Annotated in this window: 17 protein-coding genes and 1 pseudogene; 5 read left to right on the plus strand and 13 right to left on the minus strand. The window is 72.6% G+C overall.

Annotated features, from left to right (window positions below; genetic code table 11):
- The 10 genes and pseudogenes from IF61_RS36705 to IF61_RS0130040 form a co-directional block, all read right to left on the minus strand.
- A pseudogene (locus IF61_RS36705) lies at positions 1-199 on the minus strand (hypothetical protein); the annotation flags it as partial.
- A 19-nt stretch (positions 200-218) separates the two neighbouring features.
- The gene (gene eccD / locus IF61_RS0130000; RefSeq protein WP_030369697.1) at positions 219-1,565 is read right to left on the minus strand and encodes a type VII secretion integral membrane protein EccD; all 1,347 of its coding nucleotides are present in this window, start codon (positions 1,563-1,565) and stop codon (positions 219-221) included.
- A 57-nt stretch (positions 1,566-1,622) separates the two neighbouring features.
- Entirely contained in the window at positions 1,623-1,895 is a 273-nt protein-coding gene (locus tag IF61_RS37325) for a hypothetical protein (RefSeq protein ID WP_030369698.1), read from the minus strand.
- 16 nt (positions 1,896-1,911) lie between these two features.
- Positions 1,912-2,772: an immunity 49 family protein gene (locus IF61_RS0130010; protein WP_030369699.1), complete on the minus strand. Its 861-nt coding sequence runs from the start codon at positions 2,770-2,772 to the stop codon at positions 1,912-1,914.
- Between the two features lie 14 nt (positions 2,773-2,786).
- Entirely contained in the window at positions 2,787-5,591 is a 2,805-nt protein-coding gene (locus tag IF61_RS0130015; protein ID WP_030369700.1) for a hypothetical protein, read from the minus strand.
- The gene (locus IF61_RS0130020; protein ID WP_052393249.1) at positions 5,588-5,989 is read right to left on the minus strand and encodes a DUF6507 family protein; all 402 of its coding nucleotides are present in this window, start codon (positions 5,987-5,989) and stop codon (positions 5,588-5,590) included. Before IF61_RS0130020 ends, IF61_RS0130015 begins: the two co-directional genes overlap by 4 nt.
- A 67-nt stretch (positions 5,990-6,056) precedes the next feature.
- The gene (locus IF61_RS0130025) at positions 6,057-6,368 is read right to left on the minus strand and encodes a pore-forming ESAT-6 family protein (protein WP_030369702.1); all 312 of its coding nucleotides are present in this window, start codon (positions 6,366-6,368) and stop codon (positions 6,057-6,059) included.
- A gap of 25 nt (positions 6,369-6,393) precedes the next feature.
- Positions 6,394-6,726, minus strand: coding sequence for a hypothetical protein (locus IF61_RS0130030; RefSeq protein ID WP_030369703.1), 333 nt, complete (start codon positions 6,724-6,726; stop codon positions 6,394-6,396).
- Between the two features lie 152 nt (positions 6,727-6,878).
- Complete coding sequence (locus IF61_RS37530) at positions 6,879-8,090, minus strand: cytochrome P450 (RefSeq protein WP_030369704.1); 1,212 nt, start codon at positions 8,088-8,090, stop codon at positions 6,879-6,881.
- A gap of 92 nt (positions 8,091-8,182) precedes the next feature.
- The gene (locus tag IF61_RS0130040; protein ID WP_030369705.1) at positions 8,183-9,403 is read right to left on the minus strand and encodes a cytochrome P450; all 1,221 of its coding nucleotides are present in this window, start codon (positions 9,401-9,403) and stop codon (positions 8,183-8,185) included.
- 252 nt (positions 9,404-9,655) lie between these two features.
- Here IF61_RS0130040 and IF61_RS0130045 point away from each other — a divergent pair, with 252 nt between their 5' ends.
- Positions 9,656-11,758, plus strand: coding sequence for a restriction endonuclease (locus IF61_RS0130045; RefSeq protein ID WP_030369706.1), 2,103 nt, complete (start codon positions 9,656-9,658; stop codon positions 11,756-11,758).
- A gap of 171 nt (positions 11,759-11,929) precedes the next feature.
- Positions 11,930-13,861, plus strand: a complete 1,932-nt coding sequence (recQ, locus tag IF61_RS0130050) for a DNA helicase RecQ (RefSeq protein ID WP_078660616.1) — start codon at positions 11,930-11,932, stop codon at positions 13,859-13,861.
- Between the two features lie 189 nt (positions 13,862-14,050).
- Here the strand turns inward: recQ and IF61_RS0130055 are convergent, their stop codons facing one another.
- Entirely contained in the window at positions 14,051-15,151 is a 1,101-nt protein-coding gene (locus IF61_RS0130055) for a questin oxidase family protein (RefSeq protein ID WP_030369708.1), read from the minus strand.
- 78 nt (positions 15,152-15,229) lie between these two features.
- On the opposite strand from IF61_RS0130055, the gene IF61_RS0130060 reads away from it, so the two are divergent.
- Positions 15,230-15,754, plus strand: coding sequence for a MarR family winged helix-turn-helix transcriptional regulator (locus IF61_RS0130060; RefSeq protein WP_052393252.1), 525 nt, complete (start codon positions 15,230-15,232; stop codon positions 15,752-15,754).
- Between the two features lies 1 nt (position 15,755).
- Here IF61_RS0130060 and IF61_RS0130065 read toward each other — a convergent pair whose 3' ends face one another.
- Complete coding sequence (locus IF61_RS0130065) at positions 15,756-16,370, minus strand: class F sortase (RefSeq protein ID WP_030369710.1); 615 nt, start codon at positions 16,368-16,370, stop codon at positions 15,756-15,758.
- Between the two features lie 408 nt (positions 16,371-16,778).
- Complete coding sequence (locus tag IF61_RS0130070; protein ID WP_030369711.1) at positions 16,779-17,408, minus strand: hypothetical protein; 630 nt, start codon at positions 17,406-17,408, stop codon at positions 16,779-16,781.
- Positions 17,409-17,844: 436 nt separating this feature from the next.
- Between IF61_RS0130070 and IF61_RS32920 the strand changes: the two genes are divergently transcribed.
- Together IF61_RS32920 and IF61_RS0130085 are read left to right on the plus strand one after the other, a co-directional pair.
- On the plus strand, positions 17,845-19,743 hold the full coding sequence (locus IF61_RS32920; protein ID WP_052393256.1) for a S1 family peptidase: 1,899 nt from the start codon (positions 17,845-17,847) through the stop codon (positions 19,741-19,743).
- 188 nt (positions 19,744-19,931) lie between these two features.
- On the plus strand, positions 19,932-22,148 hold the full coding sequence (locus tag IF61_RS0130085; RefSeq protein ID WP_052393258.1) for a serine/threonine-protein kinase: 2,217 nt from the start codon (positions 19,932-19,934) through the stop codon (positions 22,146-22,148).
- The last annotated feature ends 21 nt before the right edge of the window (positions 22,149-22,169 follow it).

Here is a 22,169-nt window from a genome sequence, read left to right on the forward strand (position 1 = left end):
GGTGGGGGCAGGGCTCGGGTACCGGCTCGGGCGCGGGTACGGGTACGGGCTCGGGCGGGGGTACGGGCTGCGGTGGCGGCTCATGCGCGGCGGGGGCGGCATCCGTCGGTTGCGGTTGCGCTTCCGGTTGCGGTTGCTGAATGCTCTGCCGCAACTCGCGCAGCACGTCGCGCTGCCAGTCCCCGCCGTCAGAAGTCATACGTCCCGCCCCTCCGGACCTACGCGAAGGTGCCGAGCAGACGCCCGTACACGCCGAACACACCGAGGAGCAGGGGGAAGAGCGCGATGACACCCACCGATTCCAAGGCGTCGCCGGCCCGGCGCAGCCGCACGCGTACGTGCTCGGGCGGCTGAACCGCCAGCACGGCGAGGGGGACGAGGGCGAGCACGACGAGGAGAGCGAGCGGGCCCCAGGCGGCGGAACGGTCCAGCCACACCCAGGCCAGCCGGGCGATGACGACCGCGGCAGCGGCCAGCAGCGCAACGACTTCGGCGACCAGCGGGAAGGCGCGGGCGCGCAGCGCGAGCACCACGGTGGCGACGGCTGCGAGGGGGATGGTCCACACGGTCGGCGTACGGAGCACGAGTGCGCCGGCCGCGGCGGCGGAGAGCGCCATGACGACGGTGGCGAGCGCGAGGCCGCGGTGGGTGGCGGCGAGCGCGGTCGACACCTGGTGTCGGCTCACGGAGGCACCGGCGGAACGGCGGTCGTCGAGCCCCGAGAGCCCGGAGGCCATCAGCGCGAGACGGGGCAGGAGGCCGAGCACGATGACGGACACGACCGCGAGGACCGCGCCGGTACGGGCCTCGCTCAGCGCGGCCGCGGCTTCCCAGCAGACGGTGCAGCCGGCCACGGCGGCGGCTCCGATCAGCCCGGCGCGGCCGAGCGGTGACACCAGGCCGAGGAGAAGGAGTGTCAGGGCGACGGCTCCGGCGAGCGCGGCGAGGAGCAGTACCCCGGACCAGCTGTGCGCGCCGGCCAGCGTCCATGAGCCCTGCGCGCCCAGCGCGCCGGCGGTGACGGTCAGCGTGGCGGCCAGCCCGCGCCGCCCCGCCCGGCCGAGCAGCACACCGGCGACCGCGGCGATCGCGGCAACGCCGAGCAGCACGTTGCCGACCGCGCCCGGCGCGAACTCGCCCCGGGCGAGGGCGCCGGCAGCGAGCGCCCATCCGACGGTCGCGGCCCCGGCGACAACCCGCCGCGCAGCAGGCCGCCACCGCCATGCCCGCACGTCGAGATGCTCAGCAGCCTCATCAGTAACGTCATGAACAACAGGCGCGGACGGCGCATCCTCCACCCGCACAAGCCGCAACACCGCACCATCGGCGACTCCGGCCGACTCAAGCGTGGCCTCGTGCGCCAGCGCCGACCCGTCGGCGGTCACCAAATGCCGCGACGACGGCCGCTCGGCCACCTGATCGTCAAGCAGCCGCAACACCTCGGGAATCAGCAGCCCCACGGGCTCCTGCGCAGGCAACACGAGATCAACCCGCCGCCGCTCCCCGACCAGGGTGACCCGGCTCAGCCCCGTGCCCGTCCGGTTCGTGGTTCCCGCAGCTATCACGCGTTCGAACCTACCATCGAGGTCTTGATCACCATCGGTCGAGAAAGGGAACGGGAATCAACGCGTGGGCGCCGTCGCAACGCTCGATGAGGGCCGCACAGGCCCCGGCCCGTACGGGCTCTTCCCGATCAGCCGGTGCGAGATGAACGACCATCCCACGCACCCTGCGCACACCACCGCGGCAATCACCACCCCGGCAACGACCTTGCCGACCCGCTCATCCACGGTCCGCCGCCCGCGCTGAGCCCCGAACAAGAGCGCATCACGCAACCGCCGGCGCCGGACGGACACCGACTCCAGCAGCTGACTGTCGTAATCCTGGGCGGGCATTCTTACGCTTTACTCATCACGTGGGGAATTCTCCAAGCCAAGCGCGGTTGAGGAGTTCACTGGGTAGATAGTCGGACTGAACCTCGATCAGACGACCCGCATCGTAGGCCAAACACGTGATGGCGAGCGGCCCGAGGGCGAGATACCCCTCTACACTCCGCTCCCGATCTTCGCTCGCCGTCCAATATGCCTTGTGGAGCTCCAGGGCCTCCACAAGAGCCCGATTGAATCCCTCAGAATCCCTGCGCAGAAAACGGTGGAACAGATTGATCGGCTGGTAGAGAACCTTCTCCAGCAACTCACGGTCAGCGATACGCGCGACGTCCGGATGGGAGCCTTCGATCGCTGCGACGAGCTTGTCGGCCAGCCCCGGCTTCTCCAGCCAGTACGTCTGCAACGCATCCACCCAGTGGTACAGATACTCGTCGCACTCCACACCAGAGGCGCGCAGCAATTCGAGGGAAACCCCGCAGAGCTGGGTCATGCGCTTCTGGTCACGGCAGATGACGGCGAACCAGAACGCCGTGAGCCAGTTGCCTGCGTTTGCATAAGGCTGCGGCCCAGTCGCCGAGATGGCCCGCATCTCATGGTTGATGCGACACTCCACGGTACCCTCGGTCGCGCTCGCCGAGGCGAACAGTGCGGAACCCACCTGCATAGCCGTAACCACGGCTTCCCAGGTGTCGATCCCGGAGGCGTCCGGGTTGACGGCCAGGCGCGCCTGTACATGCAGGAGGGCTTTACTCAATGCGGGATCAAAAGCATTCGGCGATCGCTCCAGCCTCGCGACAGCGCCGGCCAGCCCCTCGCCGATCACTCGGGCGTAGCCCTCATCATCAGGCCCTGGCCGGCCATGCCGAGCCACATCCACCGTCACGAAACATCCTCCCGTCACCCAATGTCAAACTTCCGCATGGCATAGCCGGCATGCTCGACCCCGTTGGGGTTTCCCTTAACAAGTATATAGTCCAACTTGCCTTCATCAAGGGCAGCTTCAAGCTCCTCGGCCAACTTGAGTTCGTTAGGGTTTTCGCGCCCGCGAACCCGCATCTCTCGTAGGATGTCGAAGAAATACTGCCGAGTCCCTTGCATGACTCTCGTGCCATTCGGAAGCTTACGAGGGCCTAGCTGCGTTTTAGTGCTGCTCTTGGCCTCAACCACCACGAAGCCACCGTCCTTGCGACGCCAAACCTGATCGAACTGATCATTGCCGTTCGCAGGGCCGTCAAGCACCTCTCTCGTGGACTTCGGATAATGCTCCGGTATCACATGATGCTCCGCCACGGCTTCGCCGTACGCTTCAGTGGCTTTCGTCATATCGCCATGCAGAGGCTTGTGCAGCGCCTTCGCCTCGACGACGGCAGCCTCATTCACTGAAGTCCTGTCGCCCTTGAAGGCCTCCTGAGCATCCTCAAGGACCTTTTCAGCTACCTGGTCAGCAGCTACCGCAGAGTGGCGCGCCTTCGCCGACTCGTCGAGCTTCTTCAGAGCCTCATCTGTCAGCAGCGGCGTATCACGGCCGCGCTTCTCAGGGCCACCGTAATACTTCTCGGGAACGGGCGGCGGGGCATCGTCCACAGCGACCCACTTGCCTGTTGCACGGTCCTTCACTAGCTGAGGCGGAACGTTTCCGCTATCGTCGGCGATCTTCGTGCTGAGCCGGTTGCCATTGGACTTGTAGTAATCCTCGAAGTACCCCGGCTCATTGTTGGCCCGGTCAACCTGATGCCTCATGATCTCTTGATCGCTCATGCCGCGGTAGCGATCACTCGCACTTCCGTGGCCACGTTCGCCGCCAGCGGCACCGCTTTGACCGGTACGAGCGCCACCTTCACTGAGCCCACCGGCTCCTTCGGTGGCATGCCCGTTGCCGTGTGCCCCAGAGTCTGCTGCGTGACCAGCACCATGGATGTTGCCCGGTCCCGCAGTTGCATGCCGGCCCGCGCCCATACCGTCGTCAGCGCTTCGGGAGAGCCCGCCGCGCTCCGGAAGGCCACTACCGACTCCGCCTCCGGTGCGAGACGGCGCAGAATGGGGGCCCGACCCTGTAGATGGTTCGTGGTTCGCGGATGGGCCCCGGCCGAGGTCGTCGGCCGGGCCGCCGGGGCGGTGGCCCGCCGGACCGCCGGAGGGATGGCTGCCCGAGCCGCCCGGCGCGTGGTTGCGGGGGCCGCCGGGTACCTCGCGGGCAGCGCCCTCCGGAACGTGGGCAGCCGTGCCGCCCGCACCAGCCCCGCCCCTTGGTATGCCGTCGTCCAAGTGCCCCAGCGCAACCTTCGCCTCAGAGCCCGTGCGGACGCTGACGCCCGCCATGACCTCCGCCTTCTCCGGGGCTCTCTTCGGCGCCGCAGCCGCCCGCTCCGCCGCCGAGGGTTCCTTCGGGACCTCGTGGGCCGGCTGCAGGGTTTTGCCGTGTTCGTTGAAGAGGGCGCCGGTCTTCTCGTCCACCCAGACGACCTTGCCCTTGTCCCCCATGACCGGGGACGCACTGTCGGGCAGGCCCGCGGGCCGCACCGGCGGTGCCTGGTCTGCGAGTTTGAACGTGTCGTCGGCGATGCGGAGCGTCGCGCCGCTCCCCCGGAGGTTCTTGAGGGTCGACATCATGTCGCCGACCTTGGTGAGGCCGAACTTCCCGGCCATGCCGACGTACGTCGTCGCGTCCAGGTAGCGCACCTTGGCGGCCACGCTGATCGCCTTCGCCGCCGCGCCGCCCTTCGCGGCGGCGCCTGAGCCGCCTGTGAAGACGGTGGTGAGGACGTTGAAGGAGACCGCGCCGGCCGCACGGGCCGGGTTCTTGCCCCATTGGTCGTAGGCGATGAGCGCCTTGCCGGTTTCCTTCACGGCCCTGCGGGAGTCGCGCAGCCAGCTGGGCAGTTTGTCCTCAGGGGTCGACCAGAGGACGCTACCGGCCACGGGGACGGCGGTGATGACGATGCCGGTGGCCAGTTTGGCGAGGCCCGTCCACGCCTGGCCCGCGGCCTTCCAGCCGTCCGTGCCGACGAGGGTGCCGAGCCCCTTGATCGTGCCCCAGACGCCGTCGACGATGAAGCCGTCCCAGACGAAGCTCTTGATCTGGTGGCCGAGCCAGGCCAGGCCGGTGTACTTCCGCTCGGCCAGCGATCCCCAGGGCGTCTCCTCGGCATGGTCGAGGTCGCTCGCCTTGTAGCCGTACATGTTCGGCTTGTGGGTGCCGTCGTCGGGGATGAGCGACTTGCCGCCGACCAGTGCCACGATCTTGTCGTGGCAGGACCGCTCGGCCGCGTTGAAGGCGTCCGCGGTGGCGTTGACGTCGCGCCACAGGTCGTTGTTGTGGTCGACCTTCTTCTGGTCCTTGCGCCAGTCGTCGTCGCCTTCGATGCTCTCGACGAACCGTAGGGCCTCGGCCTTGAGGTTCTCCAGTTTGGTCTTCAGCGGCTGGACTTCGGCCCGGTAGGCGTTCAGTGCGGAGACGACCTTCTCCAGGTCGTCGGCGAATCCGTCGGACTTCGTGGCCACCGGGGCCGTGGTGGCGAACAACTGCTCCGCCTCAGGGGCCTTGTAGTGCGCCGAGAGGCCCTGGAAGGTGGAGTGTACGGCCGCGCCGGCGTCACGGAATGCCTTGGCGTCCTTCGCCAAGGACGCTGCGTTCTTCTCCAGTTCGGCTAAGTTCCCGGTGAACTGGGGTATGCCTATGGGGACTATGAGCTTGTCGCTCACTTGCGCCCCTCCCCTGCCCGGCCCTGCTCCTGCCCCTGGCCGGGCATCTCGATCACCGGCTCCTTGATCGCCTCACGCTGTTTGTTCTCGGCCATCTTCAAGTCGCCTTTGACGTACTCGTTGGTGGCCTCGATGGCGCCGTTCACCGAGTTGCCGGTGCGCTTCGCCACGTACAGCAGATCGCGCTCCCATCCCTTGAAGTACTCGGCGAGCGCCGAGGCGACCGGGCCGACGGGGGCGGTGCCGCAGTAGGGGCCCGAGATCGTGCCGGCGGAGACGGCAGCCTTCGGCAGGGTCTCCTGGATGTCCTTGCCGGCCTTGCCCATGTCTTCGGCCGCCGTCGTCGTCTTCTCCAGCACGCCCCGCACGCCCGACGGAGAGATGTCCCAAGCCGTCATGAAAAGCCCCCCACGATCTCGTGTCCTGCACCCCGCGGCCCCGCGCCCCTGCGAACCGGCGGGCCGGTCAGCCGATCCCGTCGACCGCGGCCCTCGCCTTGGCCAGCGTCGACTGCGCCGTACCATCGTTCTCCACCAGCGTGGAGCGGACGAGGCGGATGATGTCGCGCACCTCGTTGGCCGCACGGTTCCAGCGGACTTCCTTGCCGTGGTACTCGTCCGAGACGCCATCGGCCTGGAACTCGGCCATCGCGGCCTTCACCGCACGGTCACGGTCGTTGAGCACGCGCTCCAGCTGGCCGATGATGCCCTGCAGCCCGCCCTGCACCTCGCTCGACGCACCCGTGTCGTAGCTGCGCCGGTCCTGGGTCTGACCCATGACGGATCCCCCGCCCCTCTTGTCCTTATCGCCCGGAGAACCGGGCCGCATCGAAGTTGGCTCCCGACATGTTCTGGTGAGCGTTGGACTCCTGCTCCTGGTCACCCGAGCCGAACGCCGTGTCCATGCCCGACTGGCCGCCCAGAATCGACTGCAGCGAGCCGTTCAATGCGGCAGTGATCTCGTCCGCATGCAGCTTGAAAGTGTCGAACGCGGCCTTTCCCGCCCCGTTGAACTTGCCCTCCAGCGGATCCGCTGCCGCGATGAGCTGCCGGATGAGAGTTCCGAGGTCGGTGCTCGCGCCCTCCGTGCCCTTACCCAGGTCGGACAGGGTCGTGGACCCCATGTCGAACTTCATGCACCCGCCCCCGATGAGTCGCGTGTCGTCGCACCACTTCCCGATTGACACTCATGTCTATCGAAAAGATGTCCGTGGTTCAACGCAACACGCCGCACGTATACAGCAGTTCATCGCACGGCGCGTCGCGCCGGGCAGCGTACGAAGCGGGTCTACCAGGCGACCGGCAGGGCCTCCGGCCCGCGGTTGATGGAGCCCCGGCGCCAGCGCATTTCGGATTCCGGGACGGCGAGGCGCAGGTGGGGGAAGCGGTTCAGGAGGGCGGTGAGCATGACTTCGGCCTCCATCCTGGTGATCAGTGCGCCTACGCAGTAGTGGGGGCCGTGGCCGAAGGAGAGGTTGGGGGCCTCGTCGCGGGTGAGGTCGAGGTGGTCGGGGTCAGTGAAGACCGAAGGGTCGCGGTTGGCGGCCAGGTAGGAGACGTAGACGACCTCGCCGCTGCGGATCGTCGCGTCGCCGACCTGCAGGTCCTCGGTGGCGATGCGGGGCAGGCCGACGCCGTTGCGGTGCGGGATGTAGCGCAGCAGCTCCTCCACCGCCTGGGGCAGCAGGGCCGGGCGGGCGCGCAGGGCGGCCAGTTGCCCGGGGTGGGTGAGCAGGGCGTACACCATGTTGGACACCTGGTTGCGGACGGCGTCCATGCCGTTGAGGACGAGCATCACCGCGAGCGAGATCAGCTCCGGCATGTGGAGGCCGCCCTCCTTCTGGGCCTCGACCAGGGCGCTGAACAGGTCGTCGCCGGGGTGCTCGCGGCGGTGCGCGGCCATGGCCTTGAAGTAGCCAGCGATCTCGCCCTTGACGGTGTTGCTCTCCTGCTCGGAGTGGTTGCTGGAGAGGATGACGCTGCGCCAGTTCTGCAGCCGGCCGAGGTCGTGGGGCGGGACGCCGAGGAGCTCGCCGATGAGCTGGGCGGGCAGGGGGCCGGTGAGCCACTCCGTCAGATCGGCCGGGGCGCCCTGCTCCGCCATGCGGGAGAGCATCTGGTCGGCGAGCTCCTCGGCCCGGGGGCGCAGGGCGGCGACGCGCTTGCGGCCGAAGGTGAGGGCCACGTGGCGGCGGATGCGGGTGTGGTCGGGCGGGTCGGTGCGGCCGACGCCGCCGGCGGGGGCCACGACGTGCGGCGTCATGCTGGTGACCGGCCGGTCGACGGTGAGCGCGCGGCTCATCCGCGGGTCGGCCGCGACCGTCTTCACGTCCTCGTAGCGCGTGGCCAGCCAGGCGTCGCCCTCGCCGAAGCGCAGCCGGATCCGGGCGATCGGCTCCTCGCGCAGCAGGCGGTGCATGAGCGGGTCGAAGGCGAGGCCGGGCAGGTGGTCGACCGGCCAGTCGTGGACCGTCTCCCCGGGCGGCCGGGCGGCGGCCATCGGACAGGATTCCCCGGCAAGGCCTCCCGGGTCCACCGGATCCGCCGGGCCGTCCGGAGGCGAAGACTGTGAAGAGTGCGTCGTCATCCCGCTCACCACACGACCGGAAGGTGTTCCGGTCCCCTGATGAGCGCGCTCCGCTGCCACCGGATCTTCTCCACGGGCTCCGCGAGGCGCAGGTCCGGGAAGCGCGTCATCAGCGAGGTGAGGATGACCTCGGATTCCAGGCGGGCGAGCATCGAGCCCAGGCAGAAGTGCGGTCCGTGTCCGAAGGACAGGTGCGGATTGTGCTCCCGGTCGAAGTCGATCTCGTCGGGGTGGTCGAACACGGAGGGGTCGCGGTTGGCCGTGAGGTACGAGGAGTGCACCACTTCACCGGCGCGGATCAGCACGCCCCCCACTTCGACGTCCTCCATGGCGATGCGGCCGAGGCCGACGGCGTTGCGGTGGGGGATGTAGCGCAGGAGCTCCTCGATGGCCTGTGGCAGCAGCCCGGGCTCGCGGCGCAGCCGCTCCAGGTGCTGGGGGTGGGTGAGCAGGGCGTAGACCATGTTGCTGCTGTTGTTGCGCACGGCGTGGGCGGCGCTGGCCTGGATCAGCAGGGCGATGGCGACGGCCTCCTCCGTGCTGAGGTCGCCCTTGGCGACGGAGGCGGCCAGCTCGCTCGCGAGGTCGGGGCCCGGCTCCTTCTGCTTGCGCTCCAGCATCTCCACGAAGTAGGCGGCCATCTCCGCCTTGGCCCGGTCGCTGGCCTCCCGCCCGTGGCCCGCCGACAGCAGGACCTCCGTCCAGTGCGCCATCCGCGGCAGGTGCTCGTCCGGTACGCCCATCAGGTCGCTGATGACGGCGAGCGGCAGGGGCCCGTTCAGGTGCTTCATCAGGTCCGCCGGGGGGCCCTCGTGCTCCATGGCGTCGAGGAGTTCACCGGCCACGCGCTCGGCGCGGGGCCGGAGCCGTTCGAGGCTCGCGGGCGTGAAGGAGCGGGCCACGGCCTTGCGCAGCCGGGTGTGCTCGGGCGGGTCGGCGAAGCCCACGGCTTCGTCGAGCGGGATGAAGTGGGGGGCCAGCCGGGTGATCGGGCGGCCGAGCACGGCCTGGCGGCTGAACCGCGGGTCGGAGGTGACGAACTTGACGTCCTCGTAGCGCGTCACGAGCCAGGCGTGGCCCTCGCCGTGCGGGAGCTTGACCCGCGAGACCGGCTCCTCCCGCAGCCGCTCGGCCATGAAGGGGTCGAAGTCGAGCCCGCGGAGGTCCTCCACGGCCCAGAAGCGCACCGGGTGCTGCTCGGAGTCGGATGCTGTCGTGGTCGCCATCAGCTGTCCCACCCGCCTGTTCCGTGCTGTTACCTGGGTATGTCTGTGGGTCTGTATGTCTGTATGTCTGTGCCTGCGAACGTCCCCCCTCAGGGCAAGCTCCCCGGAAAGCCGCACGAGCAACGGGACACGCCGGGAAAATCACCCGTACGGCTTACGACGCCCGCCGCGCGCCCCACCGACACTCCGTCACATCACCTACACCCAGGGCCCGAGCAGGGATAACACTTACTAAATGACTAAAGTGTTCACATGAGTCGTCGCTCCAGTGGACTGATAGGCACCTGGGCCGAGGCGCAGCGTCAGCAGCAGCGCCGCCAGGAGGCCGAGCACCGGGAACAGATCCAGTTCCAGCGGGAGCAGGAGCGGCGGGAGCGGGCGGCGGCGCGCGAGGCCGCGCGGGCCGACCGGGAGCAGCGGGCCGCCTACCGGCAGCGGCGCGAGACCGAGGCGCGGCGGCGCACGGAGGAGCTGGACGCCCGGGTCGCGGAGGTGACGGGGCTGCTGGTGGCGGGATGCCGGGTGCCGGCGTTCTCGACGGCGGCGCTGCGACGGCCCGAGACGGTGGAGCCGTTCCACCCGGGGCACCTGGGGCAGCCGGTGCCGATGCCGAACCCGGTCTTGTACCAGGCGCAGGGCGGCTGGGGCTTCGGCGCGAGCCGCAGCCGGGAGCAGTACGAGCAGGACCTGCGGGCCGCGCAGGCCGCCGAGGCGGCGCGGCTGCGGCAACTGGAGGCCTACCGGCGGCAGTACGAGCAGTGGGCGGCCGCGCACCTGACCGAGGTCCGGGAGCACAACGCGGGCGTGGAGGAGATGCTCACGGCGCTGCGCGCAGGCGACCCCGACGCCGTCGTCGACTACTTCTCGGCCGCGCTGTACGCCTCCTCCGCCTGGCCCGCCGAGTTCCCGCACCAGGTGTCGGCCGCGTACGACCCGGGGGCCCGGCAGCTGGTGCTGCTGTGGGAGCTGCCGGGGTACGACATCGTGCCGGAGGCCAAGGCGGTGCGGTACATGCCGACCGCCGACGAGGAGAAGGAGACGGCGCGGCCCGCGGCGCAGCGCCGGGCCGTGTACCGGGACGTGCTGGCGCAGTGCGTGCTGCTGGTGCTGCGCGACCTCTTCGCCGCGGACGGCTCCGGGGTGCTGGAGTCCGTCGTCGTCAACGGCTTCGTCGACGACCACGACCCGGCCACGGGCCGCCGCGCCCAGATCGTCCTCGCCTCGGCCTCCGTCTCCCGCCCGGTCTTCGCCGGGCTGCACCTGGAGCAGGTCAGCGCGGTGGACTGCCTCACCGACGGGCTCGGCGGTCTGCTGTCCGCCCGGCCCGACCAGCTCGCCGCCGTGCGGCCGGGCCGGATGCCCGCCGACGTCGGGCGCAGCGTCGTCTCGCACGGGGGCGGCGACGACCCCGACCTGTACGAGATGGACCCGGTCGAGTTCGAGGCGCTGGTCGCCCAGCTGTTCCGCGCGCGGGGCATGCAGGCCGTGATGACGACCCGGTCCAACGACGGCGGCGTGGACGTCGAGGCGCTGGACCCCGACCCGATCAGCGGCGGCCGGATCATCGTGCAGGTGAAGCGGTACCGCAAGACGGTCCCGCCGACCGCGGTCCGGGACCTGTACGGCACGGTGCAGGGCGCGGGCGCCAACAAGGGCGTGCTGGTCACGACCTCCGGCTTCGGCCCCGGCTCGTACGCCTTCGCCAACGGCAAACCGCTCACTCTCGTCTCGGGCGAGGAGCTGGTGGGGCTGCTGGGCCGGCACGGGCTACGGGGCCGGCTCGGCGGCGGAGCGGGAGACCGCGCGGGGCGGGCCGCTCCCCCGGCGACCGCGCCGGACGACAGCGCGGCCGGCGAGCCCGACGTGCCCGGCGAGCACAACATCCTGGGCATGGCCTGGTCCGGCGCCGTCGCCCTCGACGTGTGCGCCCTCGTCTGCCACGGCACCCGCGTCCTCAGCGACGATCACTTCGTGTTCTTCAACAACACCGCCACCCCCGACGGGGCCGTGCGCACCGTGCCGCCGCCCCGCGGGGACAAGGCCGCCGTCCGCGTCGCCTTCGACGCGCTGCCCGCCGACGCCGACCGGCTCGTGCTCGTCGCGGCCGTCGACCCCGAGGTGAACCCGGAGGCCGACCTCGCGGGCTTCACGGACGCCCGGATCCGGCTGGCGGACGCGGCCGGGGCCGAGCTGGGACAGCTGGAGGTCTCCGACGGCCGGGCGGGCGAGACGGCGCTCGTGCTCGGCTCCTTCCGGAAGCGGGCCGGCGGCGACTGGGACTTCGTGATCGGCGGCCAGGGCTACCCGGGCGGCCTGGAGGAGCTGCTGGGGGACTACGGGATCGAGGTCGCGTAGGAAACCGAGGCCGGTGAGAAGCCGCGCAAGAACGAGCCGGTGGGCAGCCGCGCAAGACCGAGCCGGTGGGCAGCCGCGCAAGACCGAGCGGGTGAGAAGCCGCACAAGATCGGCCGCCGGGAGTTATCCACAGCCCCCGTGCGTGTCGGCGGACCCCCCTAGACTTTCCGCATGGCCGACCTCACCGAGACCGCCCGCCCCGCCGCCCCCATCCCTTCCCCTTCTCCCTCCCCCACGCCCGCCGCCGCGGGCAGTGAGGCCCTGGGCTGCCTGCGGCGCGTCTTCGGTTACGACGCGTTCCGCGGCGACCAGGAGGCGATCATCGAGCACGTCGTCGCCGGCGGCGACGCGCTCGTCCTGATGCCGACCGGTGGCGGAAAGTCGCTGTGCTACCAGATCCCGGCCCTGGTCAGGCCGGGCGTCGGCGTGGTCGTGTCCCCCTTGATCGCCCTCATGCAGGACCAGGTGGACGCGCTGCGGGCCCTGGGCGTCCGGGCGGGCTTCCTCAATTCCACGCAGGACATGGACGAGCGCCGGCTGGTCGAGGCGGAGTTCCTCGCCGGCGAGCTCGACCTGCTGTACCTGGCGCCTGAGCGGCTGCGCGTGGAGGGCACGCTCCGGCTGCTGGACCGCGGCAAGATCTCCCTCTTCGCCATCGACGAAGCGCACTGCGTGGCCCAGTGGGGCCACGACTTCCGGCCGGACTACCTGGCCCTGTCCGCGCTGCACGAGCGCTGGCCCGACGTGCCGCGCATCGCCCTGACCGCGACGGCCACGGAGGCCACGCACGCCGAGATCGCCGCCCGGCTGCAGCTGCAGGGCGCCCGGCACTTCGTCGCGAGCTTCGACCGGCCCAACATCCAGTACCGCATCGCGCCGAAGAACGACCCGAAGAAGCAGCTCCTGGAGCTGCTGCGCACCGAGCACGCGGGCGACGCGGGCGTCGTCTACTGCCTCTCCCGCAAGAGCGTGGAGGACACCGCCGCCTTCCTCGCCCAGCAGGGCATCGAGGCGCTGCCGTACCACGCGGGCCTCGACGCGGGCACGCGCGCCGCGAACCAGGCGCGCTTCCTGCGCGAGGACGGCATCGTGATGGTCGCGACGATCGCCTTCGGCATGGGCATCGACAAGCCGGACGTACGGTTCGTCGCCCACGTCGACCTGCCGAAGTCCGTCGAGGGCTACTACCAGGAGACGGGCCGCGCCGGGCGCGACGGCCTGCCGTCCACGGCCTGGCTGGCGTACGGCCTGCAGGATGTCGTCCAGCAGCGCAAGATGATCGACGGCTCCGAGGGCGACGAGTCCCACCGCCGCCGCCTGGCCTCCCACCTCGACGCGATGCTGGCCCTGTGCGAGACCGTCGAGTGCCGCCGCGTACAGCTCCTCGCGTACTTCGGGCAGGAGAGCGGCCCCTGCGGCAACTGCGACACCTGCCTCACCCCCGCCGAGACGTGGGACGGCACGATCGCCGCCCAGAAGTTCCTCTCCGCGGTCTACCGGCTCGCGCGCGAGCGGCGCCAGAAGTTCGGCGCGGGCCAGATCATCGACATTCTGCTCGGCAAGAAGACCGCGAAGGTCATCCAGCACGACCACGACGGCCTCACCGTCTTCGGCATCGGCGCCGAGCTCAGCACGGCGCAGTGGCGGGGCGTGGTCCGGCAGCTGCTCGCGCAGGGCCTGCTCGCCGTCGAGGGCGAGTACGGCACGCTCGTCCTCACGGACGCCAGCGGCGAGGTGCTGGGCGGCCGGCGCGAGGTGCGGCTCCGCAGCGAGCCGGAGCGGCCGGCGCGGACGGCGGCCAAGTCCGCCGGGTCCGGCTCCGGCAAGCGGCCCGCACCGGCCGACCTCCCCACCGAGGCACTGCCGGTCTTCGAGGCGCTCCGAGCATGGCGCGCGGCCACGGCAAAGGAACAAGGCGTCCCGGCGTACGTGATCTTCCACGACGCGACGCTCCGGGAAATCGCCACGGCCTCACCCACGTCCCTCACCGAACTGGCCGGGGTGAGCGGCGTAGGCGAGAGCAAGCTGGCGAAGCACGGCGAGAAGATCCTCGACCTGCTGACGGAGCTGCGCACGGCGACGGAGCTGGAAACAGACGGCTGACGAGGGCGGTCGGCGGACGACGGCGGGAGGGGGCCGGGGGCGCAGGGGCAGGGGCCTGGATGCTGACGTGTATTTGTGGCGCCAAGTGCCGGGCAAGAACACGTAGAGGGGAAGGGCGCCGTAAATATACGGTCCAGGGACCCTGCCCCGGAGCCCCCGGCACCCGGCCCACGACCACGGCCCGGAGCCTCAGCCCCGCCGCGGCTTGATCCGCTGCTGCGCCGCCAGGACCGCCGCGCCGTAGCGGGGGTCCGGCCGCAGGGCGTGTTCGCGGTGGCAGGCCTCGGTGAATTTGAGGACGTGCTCGTCGCCGTGCTCGACGGCCCGGGCGATGAGCTCGTCGAACGGCGGCACGTCCGTCTCCGCCGCTTCCCGGGCCGCCGTCTCCTCCCCGCCCCGGTCGTCGGTGAAGGCCACGAGCAGCGTCGTGTGGACGTGCCAGAGCGCGGCCGCGGACGGCGCGTGGAGCTCGTCGGGCAGGTGCGGCAGCACGAGCCGTACGGCGGCGGGCGCGGTGACCGCGTGCACGAGCGGTACGGGGAAGAGCTCGGGGTGCCCGAGGTAGACCCCGGCGAACGCGGTGGTCATTTCGCTGAGCAGCCACTGCGTCCCGGCGGGGGCGAGGGCGCCCAGCGCCTCGTGGTAGCCGGCCAGCTCGCCGGGCCGGGCGAGCCGTTCCGCGGCGACGGCGCGCCCCCGCTTGCCGGGCCCGGCGTAGGGGGTGCGGGGCAGTGCGGCGATGGCGCCCGCCAGGTCGTGGTGCCCGCTCATGCGGACCTCGCCGGGCAGGTGGGCGAACCGCGCGGCCCAGTAGGCCATGCCCCGGGCCAGCTCGGTGAGCTGATGGGGCGTCGGCTGCTCGGCGGCCGCGAGGGAGCGCACGGCGTGGGCCGTACGGATCAGACCGTGTGTCAGGCCCGCGAGGAGGCCGGGCAGGAGCCGGGGCCACCAGCGGGCGAGCACGTCGCGCCAGGGTGCGGCGGCGAGTTCGCGGCGGAAGAGCTCCTCCCAGTCGCCGGCGCGGGAGAAGTCGCCGAGCGCGGGGCGCCAGGACGTCTCGTCGGCGGGGTCGAGGGCGAAGCTGCGTGCGGGCAGGTCGTGGTGGGGCATGGCGGTGCGGTAGCCCTCGACCCAGGCGGCCACTTCACCGCCGTGGCCGAGGGCGGCGAGCGCCTCGGCGCCCATGGGCCCGTGGTTGGCGAGGTCGGCGCTGCCCCCGCGCTCGTACCCCAGGTCGTCCATGCGCTCCAGCGCCTCGTTGAGTGCGTCGTGGTATCGGATCGCCGGCATGACAGAACTCCTCCCCCTGCAACGGATCGCTTCGGCTTACCCAATAGTTCGGATTTCCGAAGCGTCTACACTCGCAGTATGCCGCACGACCCCGCACCCGGGAAGGACCGCCCCCGGCTTCCCACCCCCGAGGAGACCGAAGCGATCGGTCTCGTCCCGCTGCTCTCCCCGTACATCCGCCAGGCCCGCACCGAAATGCCGGACGAGCTGCGCGCGCTCTTCGAGGCGCACAGCCTCACGGCGCGGCACGGCGCGGTCCTGCCGCAGCTGATCGCCGAAGCGCCTCTGGCCGTGGGCGAACTGGCGCGCAGGATGCGGCTGTCCTTGTCGACCACGAGCGAGCTGGTCGGCGCCCTGAACCGGGCCGGCCTGGTGGAGCGCCGCGAGGATCCCGCGAACCGGCGCCGCACGCTCGTGGCCGTCGTGGACGGTCACCGGCCGGCGGTCGAGGCGTTCATCGCCACCCGCTCGCAGCCGCTGCTGCGCGCGCTCGACAGCCTCTCGCCCCGCGACCGGGCAGGGTTCGTCGCGGGCCTGACCGCGTGGGCCCGCGAAACGCAGCAGGCCGGGGGTGGGGCGCCAGTGGACAGGAGCGGCTCCTGACTCACCGCACGCCGGTGAGGTGGGCGTACACCACCACGTTCCCCAAGTACGCGTGGCTCTCCTCGGAGAACCCGCCCCCGCAGGTGATCAGCCGCAACTCGGCGCGCTTCGCGGGCCCGTAGACCTTCTGCGAGGGGAAGTCCGCGCGGCTGTACACCTCGATCGCGTCGATGGCGAAGAGCGCCGTCCGGCCGTCCGCGCGCGCGACCTCCACGCGGTACCCCTTCTTCAGGGCGCCGAGGTTGTAGAAGACGGCGGGCCCGGTGGTGGTGTCGACGTGGCCGGCGACGACGGCGGTGCCGGTCGCGCCGGGCGCGGCGCCGTCCGCGTACCAGCCGGCGACGTTGCTCTCGTCGTCCCGCGGGCTGGAGAGGCTGCCGTCCGCGAGCAGGCGCAGGGGCTCCAGCGGCGCGTCGACGTCGATCGCCGGGATCCGCACCCGCGTGGGCACGGCGATCGGCAGCGGCGGGACCGCGCGCTCGCCGCGGGCCGGTTCCGTACGGGGCCCGGTGGCAGGGAAGGCCTCGGCCGCGGAGGGCTGCGGGGGCGGGTCCTGGATGTCGGCCCCGCGCTGGATCAGCCAGCTGCCCGCGCACAGGGCCGCGGCGAGCAGCACGGCGACGACGGCCTTGCGCCGGGAGTCGCGCGCCTGGGGGGACGGCGGGCGGCGGCCGGGCCGGGCGGCGCCACCGGGGCCGGGGCCACGACCGCCGCCGGAGCCGCCGCCGGGGCCGGGACCGCCGAAGCACGCGGGAGCAGCCGGGCGGGGCCCGAAGGACAGCGAGGACGGCGAGGACAGGGAGGACAGCGAGGACGGGCAGGCCGGGGAGCCCGCCGGCGCCCGCAGGCGCGGGTTCCGCCGCATCTGCCGCGAGTTCCGCGCCTTGCGGGAGCCGCGTGCCCGCCGGCCGTCGCCGGCGTTCTGCGACTGGGACATGGATCTCCTCCACCGCGTCCGCCGCGCCCGTGGTCCCCGGACGCGGGGGCGTTCGGGGACCGGGGGGCGGAGCGGGCCGGGGGCGCGTCAGATCCGGTTGCCGTTGCTGCCGCGGCGCCGCAGGTACCAGGTGCCGCCGACCGCCGCGGTGGCCAGCACGGCCGCGCCGGCCATGAGCTCGGTCATCCCGGAGTCGTCGCTGGCCCCGCCGACGCCGGTCTTCATGCCGCCCTTGGGGGGCTTGGCCGGGGTGGAGGAGCCGCCGCCCATGCCCATCGAGGGGCTGTGGCTCGCGCCGCCCGTGGAGGTGCCGCCCATGGAGGTGCCACCCGTGCCGGACCCGGTCGAGGCGGACCCGCCCGAGCCGGCGGAGACGACGACGTCGCCCGTGGCCTCCTTGCCGTTGTGGCACTTCACGCCGATGCCGTACGTGCCGGCCTTCGCGCTGTTGGGGACCTTGAAGGTGCCGATGACGCTCTCCTTGTGCGTGCCCGGCTTGAGCTCGAACGAGGCCGGGCCGCCGACGGCGCTGGCGTCGCCCGCGCCCGAGCCGTTGGCGCCGCAGGCGGTGGTGTTCACCGTGACCTCGGCCCCGGGCTTGACCGGGTTCGGGGAGACTTCCAGCTTGCCGAAGTCCCCGGCGAGCGCGGGGGCGCTCGCCAGCCCGAGGGCGGCTATGGAAAGGGCGGTCCCGGTGAGCACTCGTGAGTTACGCATGCTTGTTCCTCCGTGAACGCGGCCGGGGCACGTGATGTGCCCACGAAGGGGAGTGGGGAATTCCGCGCTCCTCAGAGCCGAGGGAACCGGGATCCGGGGCGCCCCGCACTCTGACAGCGCATCAGAATCCCCGGTCCGGGCCGCGCCGCGGGCCGGGGCCGGCGGGCGTAACGGCAGGTCACCGGGGGTGGCCCCGCCGTCACCGGGACGGACGCCCCCGAACGCGGCGAACGGGTGACCCCGGACCACCGCGCCGGACGCCCCGCCCCCGGGTCACCCGTTCGGCGGACCCGGCCCGCGCCGGGCGCCCCCGCGATCCGCACGCACGACCGGGATCCGCGCCGGGGGCGCGCAACCCCCGCGCGAATCACACGGAACGGTGACCCCACAGTCGGAGGGGTCACTTCCGCCGGGGGCGCGCGTATGCTCTGCGCCCATGGGGGAGGAGACCGAGGTCCCCGTCAACACCGAGGTGCGCGGCGAGACTTGGCGGGCCCGCATTTCCACGTCCGGCGGCGATGTCCTGGGGGCCGGCATCCTGCTGGCCGCGGATGCCGTGCTGACCTGCGCCCACGTCATCCCCGCCGGCCCCGGCGACCTCACCGGCCACGCCGTCCCCGGCGGGGAAGTGCTGGTCGAGCTGGTCGGCGTGCCCGGCGCCCGCCCCGTGCCGGCCCGGGTGGCCGACGGCTGCTGGGTGCCCGAGCTGGCGGACTCCCGGGGCGACGTCGCCCTGCTGATCCTGGCCGAGCCGCAGGACGCCCGCCACGCCGCCCCGCTGCACCGGGTCGCGCCCACGCGCGGCCGGTCCGTCTGGATGTGCGGCTTCCCCAGCACGCGGGAGCTCCAGGACGGGGTCTGGTTCCGGGCCACCCTCGCCGGGCCGTCCGGGCCGCGCGGCGAGTGGGTGCAGATGTTCCCCCTGACCCCGGAGGAGACGGTGCGGCCCGGCTTCAGCGGCGCCGCCGTGACCGACGCGGAGACGCACCGCGTCCTCGGCATGGTCGTCAGCCGCTACGACGACCGCTCCTCGGCCGCCCCCGCGAGCAGCCGGCTCCACCTGTCGTACATGATCCCCATCGAGACCGTCGTCCGGCACCTGCCGGCCATCGACCGCTACGTGAGCGGAGGCCGCGGCAACGGCCTGCCGTCGGTGCCCCGGGGCGCGGCCCGCGACCGCGAGTTCGCCCGCTGGCTGGCCCGCTGGTTCGCCGCCGCGGAAGGCACCCGGCAGGTGGAGGCGATCGTCATCAAGAAGGGCGAGGCGATGCGCGCGGCGACGCTCAGCCGGGCGGTCGCCCTCGCGGACCGCGAGCTGCCCGCGGACGCACCGCTGCCGGCCCCGCGCAGAGCGCCCCTCCCCGTCGGCACGCACCCGCCCTCCCCCGCCCACGCACCGCCGCCCGGCACCCCGCCCCCGGCCGCCGCGCCCCGCAACGGCACCGCGCGCCGCCCTCCGTCCCCCTACGGGCCCCCCGAGGACCCGGATGACGATCCCCTGCCCACCGAGGAGCCGGATGACGATCTCCTGCCGCCCGTCGGCAGCGTCGACCTCGCCCTCGACGTCTCCGGGGAGACCGTCGCCGACGTCGCCGGGCGCGTCGCCGACCGGCTCGGGCTGAGCCCCGCCGGGGACGACGGCTCGGCGGTCGGCCTGCTCGGCGCCGCCGCCGTGCCGCTGACGATCGTCGCGGAGGGCGTCGACTACGCGGCGGACCCCCTCGCGCTGGTCGAGTTCACCGACCTGCTCGCCGCCCGGGGCGCCCGCCTGCTCCTCGTCTTCCGCAACCCCGAATCGCAGAGCCTGGAGCTGGCGCTGAGGATGGCTGACCCCGGCAAGGACGAGACAGCGGCCCGGCTCGACCGGGTGCGCGACCGCATCGACCACATCGCGCGCCGCGAGCGCACCGCCCACGACCGCACCGCCCTGATCGCCCCGGTGCGGCCCGTGCCGCAGCGGGCCGCCGCCCTGCGCCTGGACCTCACCGCGCTGCGCCGCCACCCGGAGCCGGGCGGCGCGCGCTTCCTCGCCGACCTCGGCGCCTTCGAGAGCACCGTGGAGTCCGAGCTGCTGCGCGTCGAGGAGGTGATCGGCCTGGCCGAGACGCAGATCGCCCGGCGCAACGAACTGCGCGGCCGGCTGGAGGCATTCTTCGCGCTGCTCGCCGCCCGCAGCCTGGAGGAGGAGCGGGCCGCCGCGCCGCTCTACCGCTCCGCGCACAACCTCCTGCACCGGGCGCCCTGCGAGCTCGCCGAGGCCGAGCGCGCCGTGGAGCGCTTCGCCGAAGCCGTACGCCACCACACCCACCGACCGCGAGGGGGCGACGCCTCGTGAACTCCCCGGCCAACCCTCCCGGCGAACGCCCGCCAGGACCCCGGGCCGCCGCCCCCGCCCCGCCCCCCGTCGGTGCGCCCTGCCCCCGGCCCGGCTGCGACGGCCGCGTCGAGGCCACTGGTTTCTGCTCCACACGCGGCCACAGCGTCCGGCCCGCGGCGCCCGGCGGCCGCGGCGGCGTCCCGCCCGTGCCCGAGAGCCCGCCCACCGCCGGCGCCCGCAGGCGCGCCGAGACCGCCCAGTTGTTCACCGTGGGTCCCGCGGGCGACGGCCTGCTCGACCTGCCCGTCATCTCCACCCCCTCCCCCGAGGCCCTCGTCGTCACGGACCCGAGGGCCCCGGTGGGCGGCAAGGCCTGCGGCCACGAGGGGTGCACCGCCGTCGTCGGCAGGTCGTACGCCGGGCAGGCCGCCCTGCCCGTCGGCTTCTGCGACCGGTGCGGCCACCCGTACGACTTCACGCCCCGCCTGGCCCCCGGCGACCTGGTCGGCGGGCAGTACCGCGTGGTGGGCTGCGTGGCCAACGGCGGCCTCGGCTGGGTCTACCTCGCCCACGACATGCGGCTCGACGGCAACCCCGTGGCCCTCAAGGGCCTGATCAACGACCGCGACCCCGTATCCCTGCAGCGCGAGAAGGAGGAGCTGCGCGTCCTCATCAGCTCCGACCACCCGGACATCGTCCGCGTCATCAACTTCGTCTCCCACAAGGACACCACGGGCCGGGAGGGGAACGGCCCGGGCGGGGACGGCAGCCACACCCGTTACATCGTCATGGAGTTCGTCCGCGGCATGCACCTCTCCCAGGTGCGCGACCGCATCACCCGCGAAGAGGGACCCTTCGGCGAGGACCGCGTCTTCGAGTACGTCCTCTCCTACGGCTGCCGCATCCTCGACGCCCTGGAGAGCCTGCACCGCAAGAACCTCGTCTACTGCGACCTCAAGCCCAACAACGTCATGCACTACGCGGACCGCATCAAGCTCATCGACCTCGGCGCCGTCCGCGACCTCGGCGACCGCACCGGACACGTCCTCGGCGCCCGCGGCTTCACCGCCCCCGAGGTCGTCCGCACGGGCGTCGAGGGGCTGTCCGTCCGCTCGGACCTCTTCACCCTCGGCGTCACGCTGCGCACCCTCTCCGAGGGCTGCCGCAAGCAGCCCCCCGGCCTGGGCGCCGAGTCCTACGCGCGGGTCCTCGCCCGCGCCACCGCCGCCGATCCGCAAGAACGCTTCGGCTCCGCCCGCGAGATGGCCGAGCAACTGCGCGGCGTCCTGCGCGAGATCCGCTCGCTGCGCACCCGCACCGAGACCCCCGAGCCGTCCACCCTCTTCGCCGCCACGGCCACCCTCCTCGACGCCTCGCTCGGGCGCGTGCCGCCCCTGGAGCGCTGGCTGGCCGGCGAGCAGCGCCCGCTCCTCGGCCCCGGCCTGCCCGAGCCCGGCCGCGTGCCGCACCACCTGCCCGTGCCGTACCCCGACCCGGCCGACCCGGCCGCCGCCCTGCTGGCCCAGCCCACCACCAGCGGCCCCCGCCGGCTCATCCAGCAGCTGTACGCCTCGGGCCGGGAGACCGCGGAGATCTGCTTCCGGCAGCTGCGCGCCCACCTCGAACTGGGCGAGCTCGACGCCGCGCGCGAGCGGCTGACCACCGCCCGCGCCCTCCTCGGCGACCTCGCCCCGTACGACTGGCGGCTCTGCTGGCACCAGGGCCTGCTGTTCCTCGCCCGGCGCGACACGGCGGCGGCGCAGGGCGAGTTCGAGCGCGTCTACCACGCCCTGCCCGGGGAGTACGCACCGAAGCTGGCCCTCGGCTACTGCGCCGAGAAGGCCGGGGCCCCGGCCGACGCCGAGCGCTACTACGACGCCGTGTGGCAGCGCAGCCGGTCGACGCAGGGCAGCGCCGTCTTCGGGCTCGCCCGGCTGCGGCTGGCCGCCGGCGACCGCACCGGCGCGGTCGCCCTCCTCGGCAGCCTGCCCGAGGTGTCCCGGCACTACGACGCGGCCCGGATCGCCTGCGTCCGCATCCTCGCCGGGCGGCTGGAGGCCGACGACGGGCCCCTCCTCCCGGACCGCTCCGACCTCGCCGCCGCCTTCGGCCGCCTCCCCCGGCTCTATCTGGACGAGGGGCACCACGCCGGGCCCGCCCGCGACCGGCTGGAGGCCGAGACCCTCGAAGTGGCCCTGGAGCGCGTGGCGACGCGGACGGGGGCGGCCCGCACCCGCTCCCGCCCGTTCCTCCGTCCTGACGACAGCACCGGCGGCACCGGCGGCACCGGCGAAGAGGAGTTCACCCTGCGCACCCGGCTGGAGGCGAAGCTGCGCCGGCTCGCCCGCCAGGCCCCCACCCCGGACGGCCTGGCAGCCCTGGTCGACCTGGCCAACAGCGTCCGCCCCAAGACCCGCTTCTGACCCCGGGGGAACGAATGGACC

The sequence above is a fragment of the Streptomyces roseoverticillatus genome, from assembly GCF_000719265.1.
In the GTDB taxonomy this organism is placed as follows: Bacteria; Actinomycetota; Actinomycetes; order Streptomycetales; family Streptomycetaceae; genus Streptomyces; species Streptomyces roseoverticillatus.

Coding starts and splice junctions, on each gene's coding strand:
- IF61_RS0130060 (WP_052393252.1), top strand. CDS start 15,230: ATGCCGCACGACCCCGCACCCGGGAAGGACCGCCCCCGGCTTCCCACC.
- recQ (WP_078660616.1), top strand. CDS start 11,930: ATGGCCGACCTCACCGAGACCGCCCGCCCCGCCGCCCCCATCCCTTCC.
- IF61_RS0130045 (WP_030369706.1), top strand. CDS start 9,656: ATGAGTCGTCGCTCCAGTGGACTGATAGGCACCTGGGCCGAGGCGCAG.
- IF61_RS0130020 (WP_052393249.1), bottom strand. CDS start 5,989: ATGACGGCTTGGGACATCTCTCCGTCGGGCGTGCGGGGCGTGCTGGAG.
- IF61_RS37530 (WP_030369704.1), bottom strand. CDS start 8,090: ATGGCCGCCGCCCGGCCGCCCGGGGAGACGGTCCACGACTGGCCGGTC.
- IF61_RS0130055 (WP_030369708.1), bottom strand. CDS start 15,151: ATGCCGGCGATCCGATACCACGACGCACTCAACGAGGCGCTGGAGCGC.
- IF61_RS0130030 (WP_030369703.1), bottom strand. CDS start 6,726: ATGAAGTTCGACATGGGGTCCACGACCCTGTCCGACCTGGGTAAGGGC.
- IF61_RS0130040 (WP_030369705.1), bottom strand. CDS start 9,403: ATGGCGACCACGACAGCATCCGACTCCGAGCAGCACCCGGTGCGCTTC.
- IF61_RS0130025 (WP_030369702.1), bottom strand. CDS start 6,368: ATGGGTCAGACCCAGGACCGGCGCAGCTACGACACGGGTGCGTCGAGC.
- IF61_RS0130070 (WP_030369711.1), bottom strand. CDS start 17,408: ATGCGTAACTCACGAGTGCTCACCGGGACCGCCCTTTCCATAGCCGCC.
- IF61_RS37325 (WP_030369698.1), bottom strand. CDS start 1,895: ATGCCCGCCCAGGATTACGACAGTCAGCTGCTGGAGTCGGTGTCCGTC.
- IF61_RS32920 (WP_052393256.1), top strand. CDS start 17,845: ATGGGGGAGGAGACCGAGGTCCCCGTCAACACCGAGGTGCGCGGCGAG.